The organism is Pseudomonas sp. GW460-12-10-14-TSB1 (assembly GCF_017349775.1).
In the GTDB taxonomy this organism is placed as follows: Bacteria; Pseudomonadota; Gammaproteobacteria; order Pseudomonadales; family Pseudomonadaceae; genus Aquipseudomonas; species Aquipseudomonas piscium.
This window is the reverse complement of the sequence record NZ_JACNAC010000098.1, coordinates 1-11431: the sequence shown is the minus strand read 5'-3', so window position 1 is coordinate 11431 and position 11431 is coordinate 1. Positions and strand designations below refer to the sequence as shown.

Annotated in this window: 9 protein-coding genes; 6 read left to right on the top strand and 3 right to left on the bottom strand. The window is 65.6% G+C overall.

All coding sequences use genetic code 11. From position 1 onward, the window contains the following. Positions 1–76 precede the first annotated feature (76 nt). Both J4D52_RS30635 and J4D52_RS29810 read right to left on the bottom strand, forming a co-directional pair. Entirely contained in the window at positions 77–211 is a 135-nt protein-coding gene (locus tag J4D52_RS30635) for a hypothetical protein (RefSeq protein WP_256581588.1), read from the bottom strand. Positions 212–351: 140 nt separating this feature from the next. Then, on the bottom strand, positions 352–1290 hold the full coding sequence (locus tag J4D52_RS29810; RefSeq protein WP_102678270.1) for an alpha/beta hydrolase: 939 nt from the start codon (positions 1288–1290) through the stop codon (positions 352–354). Positions 1291–1918: 628 nt separating this feature from the next. Between J4D52_RS29810 and J4D52_RS29805 the strand changes: the two genes are divergently transcribed. Further along, positions 1919–3250: an MFS transporter gene (locus J4D52_RS29805; protein ID WP_102678203.1), complete on the top strand. Its 1332-nt coding sequence runs from the start codon at positions 1919–1921 to the stop codon at positions 3248–3250. On the opposite strand, the gene J4D52_RS29800 is transcribed toward J4D52_RS29805, so the two are convergent. After that, a complete protein-coding gene (locus J4D52_RS29800; RefSeq protein WP_063430039.1) occupies positions 3247–4149 on the bottom strand; it encodes a LysR family transcriptional regulator in 903 nt (300 codons plus the stop codon). The genes J4D52_RS29805 and J4D52_RS29800 overlap by 4 nt on opposite strands. Positions 4150–4257: 108 nt before the next feature. On the opposite strand from J4D52_RS29800, the gene mdlC reads away from it, so the two are divergent. From mdlC to J4D52_RS29775, 5 genes are all read left to right on the top strand, one after another. After that, positions 4258–5844 carry a benzoylformate decarboxylase gene (gene mdlC / locus J4D52_RS29795; RefSeq protein WP_063430041.1) on the top strand — a complete coding sequence of 529 codons (1587 nt, stop codon included), beginning with the start codon at positions 4258–4260 and terminating at the stop codon, positions 5842–5844. Positions 5845–5936: 92 nt separating this feature from the next. Continuing rightward, complete coding sequence (locus J4D52_RS29790) at positions 5937–7370, top strand: MFS transporter (protein ID WP_063430043.1); 1434 nt, start codon at positions 5937–5939, stop codon at positions 7368–7370. Positions 7371–7379: 9 nt separating this feature from the next. Then, positions 7380–8318, top strand: a complete 939-nt coding sequence (locus J4D52_RS29785; protein ID WP_063430045.1) for a ketopantoate reductase family protein — start codon at positions 7380–7382, stop codon at positions 8316–8318. Positions 8319–8393: 75 nt separating this feature from the next. Next, entirely contained in the window at positions 8394–9869 is a 1476-nt protein-coding gene (locus J4D52_RS29780; RefSeq protein WP_063430047.1) for an aldehyde dehydrogenase family protein, read from the top strand. Positions 9870–10000: 131 nt separating this feature from the next. Next, positions 10001–11254 (top strand): OprD family porin, encoded by a 1254-nt coding sequence (locus J4D52_RS29775; RefSeq protein ID WP_063430049.1) that lies wholly within the window; start codon positions 10001–10003, stop codon positions 11252–11254. The last annotated feature ends 177 nt before the right edge of the window (positions 11255–11431 follow it).

The following is an 11431-nucleotide window of genomic DNA, read 5'->3' as shown; positions in this document are numbered from 1 at the left end:
TTTCCATGGGCCTCCACCTGGCCCAGGCGGGGCTGGCCGGGAGGCCATCAGCGGTACTCAGGGGCGGGGGCAAGGCTTACTTGGCGGACTTTCGCGCGCTGGACGAGCGCCAGGCCTTTTCTTCCCCGGGATGCTGCACGGCCAGGTAGGCCCTCACGCCCAGTCCCGCCAGACAAAAGACCATGCCTGCGATGAATTGAAATGTAGTCATGACATGCCTCCAAAACAATCAACAGGGGACCATCTCATTTAAGCGGTGCCTGGGCCAGCCGGAGTTGTTACAGGTTGTCTAAGGACGAGGTCATTCCGCTGATGCAGGAGGGCGTAACGGCAACGGTGCTGGTTCGAGGTTCAGCTGGTCGGCACGCGGGCCGGCACTGCTGCGGCGACCTTCGCCGGCCGGGCGTGCAGTAGAGTATTCAGGGCCTGGCGATAGCGCTCGCCAGCCAGGCGCATGCTGTTGTTGTGGGTGGCCCCGGGGACCAGCAGCAGTTGCTTGGGCTGCTGCGCGGCGTCGAACAGTTGCTGGCTGAAGCGCGCGGGCACGTAACGGTCGTCCAGACCGTGGACGATCAGCAGCGGCATGCCGATGTGGGCAATCTTGTCGAGGGAGTCGAACTTCTGCGACAGCAGCCAGCGCACCGGCAGCGAGGTGTTGCCCAGTTCGGCGGCGATAGCGGCCAGAGAGGTGAACGAGGATTCGACGATCAACCCACGGGCCGGAATCGGCGTGCCGTCGCTGACCGCCTGTTGCCCCAGTTGCGCGGCCAGTTCCACCGCCACCGCGCCGCCCAGGGAATGGCCGTAGATCAGGCGTTTGCCGGCGTCGGGTTGCAGCTTCTGCAACTGCTCCCAGGCAATCCGCGCGTCCTCATAGACGCTGGTTTCCGACGGCGGCTCGCCGAGGCTCTGGCCGAAGCCGCGATAGTCGATGGCCAGCACCGAGAACCCCAGGGCGTGCAGTTGCTCGATGCGGAACAGCTGCCCGGTGAGGTTCCAGCGCACCCCGTGCAGATAGAGGATGGCCGGTGCATCGGCCCGCTGGGCCGGCCACCACCAGGCATGAATGTTCTGTTCGGGTTTGAGGCTGTCGCCCTTGAACTCCAGCTCGCGCACCCCGGCCGGCAGGCCGCGATACCAGCTGGCGTTGCCCGGTTCGACGCGAAACACCAGTTCGCGCTCCTTGTGCTCCAGCACCTGGCAGCCCACCGGCAGGCCTATCAACAGGGTAGCCATGCCGAGCAGAGACCACCGGCGAGATCGCCAGCGCGAGAGGAACGAGGAGGACATGGGCTGTGGCACCGCGCACGGATAAAAACCGCGTTTTAGCAGATGCGCTCACCAGCCCAATAATCATTTCGCCAATCTGTGGCTGGGGAAGCTTTACAAAATGTGGCGGCTGACCCGGGGCGAGGTATTAAAAGATAAGGTCACAACCCTTGAGGCGGACTGTCGGTCCATTGATGAAAAGCCGTGCGTTTGCCTTGAGGATTTTGATTTATTGGATCCAATGTTGCCGGACTCTGTAGCCGTTCACAGCCAGAGGATCCTCGGCGACCCGTGCCTTCCAAGTCTGGTCGATAATCGCCCGCAAATATCAGCCAATGACAATTTTGTTAAGTTATTGATTTTTATCTTTTAAATAAAAAAACCTCAGCGTTTTTCCAGAGATTTAAGCGATTTTTCCAGGGATCCCCTCGATCTCGTCTCTTGTTAGTGGATCCATTGGGTGATTGATTAGCCACCTGGCGATGGCGGGCCCCTCCCGACCGTCACCCGATAAAAACTACAAGAAGGGTCTCGTCATGAATGGCTTATCAAGGGCGCGGAACTGCCTGGGTTCCGTCCGCCGCCTGTCTGTGTGCACGCTGCTGTTTTCCTTCTCGCTGTCGCCGCTATGCGCTGGGGAGGTGCGGTCATGACGCTCGACCTGAAGAGCCGCGTGGACAGCGGCCCGATGAGTGCCTTCCAGTGCCTGGCCATTGGCATCTGCATTGTCTTGAACATGATCGACGGTTTCGACGTGCTGGTGATGGCCTTCACCGCGGCCTCGGTGTCGGCCGAGTGGGGCTTGAACGGGGCGCAGGTCGGCCTGCTGCTCAGCGCCGGGTTGTTCGGCATGGCGGCGGGTTCGCTGTTTATCGCGCCCTGGGCCGATCGGTTCGGCAGGCGCCCGCTGATCCTGTTCTGCCTGGCGCTGTCCGGGCTCGGCATGCTGCTCTCGGCCCTGAGCCAGACACCTCTGCAACTGGCGCTGCTGCGCGGCCTGACCGGTCTTGGCATCGGCGGCATCCTGGCCAGCAGCAACGTGATCGCCAGCGAGTATTCCAGCAAGCGCTGGAGAGGTCTCGCGGTCAGCCTGCAATCCACCGGTTATGCCCTGGGCGCGACCCTGGGCGGGTTGTTGGCGGTGTGGTTGCTGGGCCATTGGGGCTGGCGCTCGGTGTTCCTGTTCGGCGGTGCGGTGACCTGGCTGGTGATTCCTCTGGTGCTGCTGTGGCTGCCCGAATCCCTGGACTTCCTGCTTGCCCGCCGCCCCGGCAATGCCCTGGTACGGGTCAATCGCCTGGCCCGGCGCCTGGAGCAGCCTGAGCTTGAACAGTTGCCGCCAGAGGTGCCCAGGCAACCCGGCGCGCCCAGCGGTTTCGGCCAATTGCTGGCGCCGGCCATGCGTCGCACCACCTTGCTGATCTGGCTGCTGTTTTTCCTGGTGATGTTCGGCTTCTACTTCGTCATGAGCTGGACCCCGAAACTGCTGGTGGCCGCCGGGCTCTCGGCGCAGCAGGGGATCACCGGAGGGGTGCTGCTGAGTGTCGGCGGGATCTTCGGCGCGGCGCTGATCGGCGGCCTGGCCTCGCGCTGGCCGCTGGGCCGGGTGCTGGCGCTGTTCATGCTGGTCACCGCCGGCCTGCTGGTGCTGTTTGTCGGCTCGGCCTCGTCGATTGCCGCGGCGCTGGGCCTGGGGCTGCTGATCGGGTTGTTTTCCAACGGCTGCGTGGCCGGCCTCTATGCGCTGTCGCCAGTGGTCTACGACGCCTCGGTGCGCGCCACGGGCGTCGGCTGGGGCATCGGCATTGGCCGTATCGGCGCGATTCTCTCGCCGACTGTGGCCGGCTTCCTGCTGGATGGCGGCTGGCAGCCGCTGCATCTGTACGGGGTGTTTGCCAGCGTGTTCGTGATCGCCGCCGGCTGCCTGTTGCTGCTCAAGCCGACCCGGGCCCGGACGCAGCCAGCGATGGCCGGCGTCTAGTTCTGGCCCTGGCCGCTGATGATGGCGTCGGCGATGGTGTCGCAGAACCAGCGCAGGGCGGCGGAGCTGTCGCTGTTGGGGTGCCAGTTCAGGGACACGGCGAACTCGGCCACCGGGAACGGCAGTTCGAGCATCTTCAGCTCGCCCTCGTGGATGAACAGCCGGGCGATCTGCGCCGGCAGCACCGCCAGCAGGTCGGTGCCGGGAATGATTTTCGGCAGCACCGAGAAGTGCGGCACATGCAGGCTGATACGCCGTTCGACGTTCATGTTTTTCAGCACGTCTTCGACATTGCCGTGGCCGGTGGTGCGGGTCACGGCGACGTGCCGTTCGGCGAGGAACTGTTCGAGGCTCAGTTGCTGGTCGATGCGTGGGTGGCCGGTGCTGAGCAGGCACACATAACGCTCGTGCATCAGCACCCGGCTGCGGACGCCGGGGACCGGTTGGCGGCAGATCGCAGCATCGACCTTGCCGCTGGCCAGCCACTCGCCGACCTGGTCCACCTGCAGCGGCAGGACCTCGACTTCGGCCAGCGGCGCGTCCTGGTTCAGACGCGCCAGGATCAGCGGCAAAAAGCCGATTTCGCCGAGGTCGGAGAGGGCGATGCGAAAGCGCCGCTCGGTGCTCGCCGGGTCGAACTGGCGGCAGCTCTGCACGGTGCTTTCGATGCGGGTCAGGGATTCGCGCAAGGGGCTGTACAGCTGTTCGGCGACAAAGGTCGGCTGGATGCCGTCGCGGGTGCGGCTGAACAGGGCGTCGTCGAACAGCTCGCGCAGGCGTGCCAGGCCATAGCTGACCGAGGGCTGGGTGATGAACAGGCGCTCGGCGGCCAGGGTCACGCTGCGGGCTTCGTAGAGGGTGACGAAGGTGCGGATCAGGTTCAGATCGATGTGGCTCATGGCGCCCCTCAGATATAGATAGGTCTTATTTTTGATAGAGATAGTATCGATTTGATCAATTTTGTAGCGGCTGCAAGAGTAACCCGAAACCTAACAACAAGGGTCCTTATGAAAACCGTTCACTCTGCGTCCTACGAGATTCTTCGCGAGCAAGGCCTGACCACCATCTTCGGCAACCCTGGGTCCAACGAGCTGCCGTTTCTCAAGGGTTTTCCCGAGGATTTCCGCTACATCCTCGGCCTGCACGAAGGCGCGGTGGTCGGCATGGCCGACGGTTACGCCCTGGCCACCGGCAAGCCGACCTTCGTCAACCTGCATGCCGCCGCCGGTACCGGCAACGGCATGGGCGCGCTGACCAATGCCTGGTACTCCCACAGCCCGCTGGTGATCACCGCCGGCCAGCAGGTGCGCTCGATGGTCGGCGTGGAAGCGATGCTGGCCAACGTCGATGCGGCGCAGCTGCCCAAGCCCCTGGTCAAGTGGAGCCACGAACCGGCCTCGGCCCAGGACGTGCCGCGCACCCTGAGCCAGGCGATCCATATGGCCAACCTGGCGCCACGCGGGCCGGTGTATGTGTCGATTCCTTATGACGACTGGGCCTGCGCGGCGCCGGCCGGTGTCGAGCATCTGGCGCGGCGCCAGGTGGCCAGCGCCGGCCTGCCTTCGACGGCGCAACTGCAGGCGCTGGCCGAGCGTCTGGCGGCGGCGCGTAGCCCGGTGCTGGTGCTCGGCCCGGATGTCGACGGCAGCGGCAGCAACGGCCTGGCGGTGCAGCTGGCGGAAAAACTGCGCATGCCGGCCTGGGTCGCGCCTTCCGCTTCGCGTTGTCCGTTCCCCACCCGTCATCCGTGCTTCCGTGGCGTGCTGCCGGCGGCCATCGCCGGGATCAGCCGCTGCCTGGCCGAGCACGACCTGATCCTGGTGGTGGGTGCCCCGGTGTTCCGCTACCACCAATACGCCCCGGGCGATTACCTGCCGGCGGATTGTGAACTGGTGCACCTGACCTGCGACCCGGGTGAGGCGGCGCGGGCGCCCATGGGTGATGCGCTGGTGGGCGATATCGCCCTGACCCTCGAAGCCCTGGTCGAGGTGCTGCCACAGAGCGAGCGGCCGCTGCCGAGCGCCTTGCCGCTGCCGGCGCCGGTGCGCGAGGAGGGCGGCCTGCTGCGCCCGGAAACAGTGTTCGACCTGATCAACCAGCTGGCGCCGCGGGACGCGATCTACGTCAAGGAGTCCACCTCCACCGTCGGCGCGTTCTGGCAGCGGGTGGAGATGAGCGAGCCCGGCAGTTACTTCTTTCCCGCCGCCGGCGGTCTCGGCTTCGGCTTGCCGGCCGCGGTCGGCGTGCAACTGGCGACGCCCGGGCGGCGGGTGGTGGCGATCATCGGCGACGGCTCGGCCAACTACGGCATCACCGCGCTCTGGACCGCTGCCCAGTACGGCATCCCGGTGGTGTTCATCATTCTCAAGAACGGCACCTACGGCGCGCTGCGCTGGTTTGCCGATGTGCTGCAGGTGGCCGATGCGCCTGGGCTGGACGTGCCGGGCCTGGACTTCTGCGCCATCGCCCAGGGCTACGGCGTGCAGGCGTTGCATGCGGCGACCCGCGCCGAGTTCGCCGCCGCCTTCAGCGCGGCCCTGGCCGGCAATCGCCCGGTACTGATCGAGGTGCCGACCCTGACCATCGAACCCTGATCATCAAGGACTGAGTTCCTCGCCGGGCTGAAGGCCCGGCAATGCCAACCGCGCCTTGCGCACACTCACCACAACAATAAAAAGAGGTGGCTATGAACACGACTTCGGTCAGTGAAGTGATGGAGGCTACGCCCCAGCGGTCGAGCCCGGTTTCCGCCAGCGCCGACATCGGCACCCTGCTCGATGACGGGCCCTACACCGGGATGCAGAAGATCGTGGTGTTGCTGGCCGCGTTGTCCATCGTGATGGACGGTTTCGACGGTCAGCTCATCGGTTTCGCCATACCGCTGATGATCAAGGAATGGGGGATCACCCGCGAGGCTTTCGCCCCCGCGGTGGCCGCCGGGCTGATCGGCATGGGCATCGGCAGTGCCTGTGCCGGGCTGTTCGCCGATCGTTTCGGCCGGCGCATGGCGGTCATCGCCAGCGTGATCCTGTTCGGCACCGCGACCTGCGCCATCGGCCTCTCGCCGGATGCCCTGACCGTGGCGGCGCTGCGTTTCATCGCCGGGCTGGGCATCGGCGGTGCCTTGCCCAGCGCCACCACCATGACTGCCGAGTTCACCCCGGCGCGCCGCCGCACCCTGGCGGTCACGGCGACCATCGTCTGTGTGCCCCTGGGCGGGATGCTGGCGGGGCTGTTCGCCTCCCACGTACTGCCGCTGTATGGCTGGCGCACGCTGTTCTTTATCGGCGGCAGCCTGCCCATCGTGCTGGGGCTGTTGCTGCTGGCGACCTTGCCGGAGTCGCCGCGCTTCCTGGCGCGCCGGCCGCAGCGTTGGGGCGAGTTGACCGCGCTGCTGGGGCGCATGGGCCGGCCCATGCCCGAAGGCGTGCGCTACACCGATGCGCTGGAGCAGAAGAGCGAGCAGCAGGGCGGCTTCCGTGCCTTGTTCGCCCCCGGCTACGGGCGCGATACCCTGGCGGTCTGGGTGGCGTTCTTCATGTGCCTGACCGCCGTCTACAGCGCCTTCAGCTGGCTGCCGACCATGCTCCTGGCCGAAGGTTTGCCGCTGGCGCTGGCCAGCTCCGGCCTTACCGCCTACAACCTGGGCGGGGTGATCGGCGCGCTGGTCTGCGCGGTGGCCATGACCCGCTGGGGCTCGTTCTGGCCGCTGTTGATCTGTTGCGCCGGCGGCGCGGCCAGCGCCTTCGCCATGCAAACCCTGGACGTCGACCAGAACACCAGCCTGCTGATCTTCGGCTTTGGCGTGCACGGTTTGTTCGTCAACGCGGTGCAGTCCACCCTCTATGCGCTGTGCGCCTTTATCTATCCCACCGCCGTGCGTGCCACGGGTACCGCATCGGCCCTGGCCTTCGGGCGCATGGGCGCGATCCTCAGCGCCTTCGTCGGCGCCACGGTGATCACCCAGGGCGGTGCCCACGGCTATCTGACGTTGCTGGGAACGGTGATGGTCTTGGCGCTGATCGCCCTGGTGCTGGTGCGCCGACATATTCCCCGGCGGGCGCCTGGATCAACCCGGGCCGACAAGCAGCACCTTGCCGATCAACCCTCACAACCATAAGGAGGTTCGATGAACATCAGCATTCTCGGGGCGGGCGCCATGGGCTCGCTGTTTGGCGGCCTGCTGGCGGAAAGCGGGCAGCAGGTCAGGCTGCTGGACATCAACGACGCGCATCTGGAGGCGATCCGTCGCCAGGGCTTGCGCTTGGAGACCGACTGCGGCGACCGGCGCATCGGCGGCCTGAGCGCCTGCCGACCGGAACAGGTGACGGGCCAGCCTGACCTGTTGCTGGTCTTCACCAAGGCCCAGCACACCGACAATGCGCTGCGCGGTATTGCCGGCCATATCGGCGAGCACAGCCTGGTGCTGACCTTGCAGAATGGCCTGGGCAACGCCGAAGCGCTGTGCCGCCACGTCGCCCCGGAGCGGGTGATGATCGGCATGACCACCTGGCCCGCCGACATGGCTGGGCCTGCCCATGTCCGTTCCCATGGCCAGGGCGTGGTCCGGGTGCTGTCGCTGGATGGTGTCGAACGCCAGGGCTGCAGCCAGGTTGCCGCGGTGCTGGAGGCGGCGGGGCTGCAATGCGCGGTGGACCCGCGGGTCTGGACCACGATCTGGGAGAAGGTGGCGTTCAACGCGGCCTTGAACAGCTTGTGCGCCGTCACCGGTTGCACGGTGGGGCAACTGGATGCCGCGCCGGAAGGCGTGGCGCTGGCCCGGGCCATCGTGCTGGAGGTGCTCAGCGTCGCGCAGTCGGTGGGGGTGGCAACGGATGCGCAGCGCTGCCTGGAGACTGTGGCTTATGCCATTGCCCACCACCGGACGCACAAGCCGTCGATGCTGCAAGACGTGCTGGCCGGGCGACCCACGGAAATCGGCGCGATCAACGGCGAGGTCCTGGCCAGGGCGCGCCAGGCCGGCATCGCTGTGCCGCACACCGAAACCCTGCTGGGGCTGCTGCGCCTGATCGAGGCGCGGGCGGCCATCGGAGGCGGTCATGAATAGCCACGTAAACCCGGTTCGACGCCCTGAGTCGCGAGCCCATCTTTCCTGTGAGTCCTGCCTTCGAGGAGTTTTGTCATGAGTGAGTCCCCAGCTGTCTACAGCGATCTGCACCTGCAACCCATCGCCGGGGAGTGGCGCGCCGGCGCTGCCGGTAAAACCCTGGCGGTGAGCAACCCGTTCGACGGCGCGCTGTTGCTGGAAGTGGCCCAGGCCAACCGCGCGGACCTGGATGCCGCCTATGCCAAGGCTGCCGAAGTACAGCCGCAATGGGCGGCGCTCGGGCCGTCGGCGCGGGCGGCGGTGCTGCATCAGGTGGTGGCGGTGTTCGACCGGCGCCGCGAGGAAATCATCGACTGGATCATTCGCGAGTCCGGCAGCACCCGGCTCAAGGCGCAATTGGAGTGGGGCGCGGCGCGGGCCATCGCCCTGGAGTCGGCATCGTTCCCGGCGCGGGTCCACGGCCGCATTCTCGAGTCCGATGTGCCGGGCAAGGAAAGCCGGGTCTATCGCAGTGCCCTGGGGGTGGTCGGGGTCATCAGCCCGTGGAACTTCCCTCTGCACCTGACCCAGCGCTCCATCGCCCCAGCGCTGGCTTTGGGCAACGCGGTGGTGGTCAAGCCGGCCAGCGATACGCCGGTGTGCGGCGGTCTGCTGCTGGCGAAGATTTTCGAGGAGGCCGGCCTGCCGGCGGGCGTGCTCAGCGTGGTGGTGGGGGCGGGCAGCGAGATCGGCGATGCCTTTGTCGAGCATCCGATTCCCTCGTTGATCACCTTCACCGGTTCCACCCCGGTGGGTCGTGGCATCGGCCGTATCGCCAGCGGCGGCGCGCACCTCAAGCATGTGGCCCTGGAACTGGGCGGCAACAGCCCGTTCGTGGTCCTGGCCGACGCCGATCTCGAACAGGCGGTGAACGCGGCGGTGTTCGGCAAGTTCCTGCACCAGGGGCAGATCTGCATGGCGGTCAACCGGATCATTGTCGACGACAGCCTCTACGACGCCTTTGCCGAGCGTTTCGTCGAACGGGCCAAGGGCCTCAAGGTCGGCGATCCGCAATCGATCGAGACGGTCATCGGCCCGGTGATCAACGAGCGGCAGTTGCAAGGCCTGCGCGAGAAGATCGAACTGGCCCGCCGCGAAGGCGCCGAGCCGCTCTACGAGGGCGGGGCCCAGGGCAATCTGCTGGCGCCCCATGTCTACGGCGAGGTCACAGTCGACATGGACCTGGCGCGCAATGAAATCTTCGGCCCGCTGGTGGGGCTGCTGCGCGCGCGGGACGAGGCCCACGCCCTGGAGCTGGCTAACGCCAGCGAGTTCGGCCTGTCCAGCGCGGTGTTCAGCCGCAACCTGGAGCGTGGGGTGAACTTCGCCCGGCAGATTCGCGCGGGCATGACCCATATCAACGATATCCCGGTGAACGACGAGGCCAACGCGCCCTTCGGTGGGGAAAAGAACTCGGGGCTCGGGCGCTTCAATGGCGACTGGGCGATCGACGAATTTACCCGCGATCACTGGATCAGCGTGCAGCACTCGGCGCGTCGTTATCCCTTCTGATGCGTTGAGCTGACGATATCGCCCGGTCTTTGCCAAAAGAGAGACCGGGCATTTTTGCAGCCGATAGGAGGCGGGCCTGGAGCGGCCTGTCGGGGAACGGCTGCGCCTATGCAAAGCGGAGAACAATAATAATGAACACCTCTCACTGCATCCTCGCGCGCTCGCTGGCCGCGGCTTCATTGGCACTGGGCACGGGCCTGCCGGCCTGGGCCGAAGAAGGCGGCTTTTTCAAAGACGCAAAGACTGACCTGGTGCTGCGCAACTATTACTTCAATCGGGATTTTCGCGATCCGGGGGCGGCCAAGAGCAAGGTCGAGGAATGGGCCCAGGGTTTTATCCTCAAGTTCAATTCCGGCTATACCCCGGGTGTCGTCGGGTTCGGCCTGGACGGCATCGCCATGTTTGGCGTCAAGCTCGACAGCGGGCGTGGCACCAGTGGTTCCGAGCTGCTGCCGGTGCATGGCGACGGGCGCGCGGCGGACAACTACGGCCGCGCTGGCGTGGCGGCGAAAATGCGTATTTCTGCCACTGAGCTGAAGGTCGGCGAGTTGCTGCCGGACATCCCGTTGCTGCGTTACGACGATGGCCGGCTGCTGCCGCAGACCTTCCGTGGGGCGATGCTCGATTCGCGGGAAATCGCCGGGCTGGGGTTGCAGGCCGGGCAGTACCGTTCGGTGAGCCTGCGCAACTCCTCGGACATGCAGGACCTCTCGGCCTGGGCCGCGCCCGGGGTGACCTCCGATGGCTTCACCTACGCCGGCGCCGAGTACCGCTTCAACCAGCAGCGCACCTTGATCGGCGCCTGGCATGCGCAGCTGGAAGACATCTATCAGCAGAGCTACTTCAACCTGCTGCACAAGCAGCCGGTGGGCGACTGGGTGTTGGGGGCGAACCTCGGCTACTTCATCGACAAGGATGACGGCCAGGCGCGCATCGGCGAGATCCAGAGCCGCACTGCCTATGCCTTGCTCTCGGCCTCAACCGCTGGCCATACCCTGTACCTGGGCTTGCAGAAGGTCAGTGGCGACAGCCCGTGGATGTCGGTGTATGGCAGCAGCGGCCGGACCCTGGGCAACGATATGTTCAACGGCAACTTCAGCAACGCCGACGAGCGTTCCTGGCAGGTGCGTTATGACTACAACTTTGCCGCCATGGGCGTGCCGGGGTTGTTGGCCATGGTGCGTTATGGGCATGGCGAGAATGCCACGACCAAGGTTGGGAGCAATGGCAAGGAGTGGGAGCGGGATACGGAGGTGGGGTACACCTTTCAGAGTGGGAGCCTGAAGAACCTCAGTGTGCGGGTGAATAACGCTACCAATCGGCGCAGCTTCAATAGCGACTTTGATCAGACTCGGGTGATCGTCAGCTATCCGTTGTCGTTCTGAGTCTTTCAGTGCCATCGCGGGCAAACCCGCTTCTACTGTAGGAGCGGCCGGTCGACGCTCGATTGCCCGCGATGGCGTCTGTTTTGGCGCTGCATTTTTTGGATGGGGTACATATCCGTTTCTGCGGTAACGGCGACTTAGGGTTCCGCCCTTACGGCGGGTCACTTTTGGCAAACG

Coding starts and splice junctions, on each gene's coding strand:
- J4D52_RS30635 (WP_256581588.1), bottom strand. CDS start 211: ATGACTACATTTCAATTCATCGCAGGCATGGTCTTTTGTCTGGCGGGA.
- J4D52_RS29810 (WP_102678270.1), bottom strand. CDS start 1,290: ATGTCCTCCTCGTTCCTCTCGCGCTGGCGATCTCGCCGGTGGTCTCTG.
- J4D52_RS29805 (WP_102678203.1), top strand. CDS start 1,919: ATGACGCTCGACCTGAAGAGCCGCGTGGACAGCGGCCCGATGAGTGCC.
- J4D52_RS29800 (WP_063430039.1), bottom strand. CDS start 4,149: ATGAGCCACATCGATCTGAACCTGATCCGCACCTTCGTCACCCTCTAC.
- mdlC (WP_063430041.1), top strand. CDS start 4,258: ATGAAAACCGTTCACTCTGCGTCCTACGAGATTCTTCGCGAGCAAGGC.
- J4D52_RS29790 (WP_063430043.1), top strand. CDS start 5,937: ATGAACACGACTTCGGTCAGTGAAGTGATGGAGGCTACGCCCCAGCGG.
- J4D52_RS29785 (WP_063430045.1), top strand. CDS start 7,380: ATGAACATCAGCATTCTCGGGGCGGGCGCCATGGGCTCGCTGTTTGGC.
- J4D52_RS29780 (WP_063430047.1), top strand. CDS start 8,394: ATGAGTGAGTCCCCAGCTGTCTACAGCGATCTGCACCTGCAACCCATC.
- J4D52_RS29775 (WP_063430049.1), top strand. CDS start 10,001: ATGAACACCTCTCACTGCATCCTCGCGCGCTCGCTGGCCGCGGCTTCA.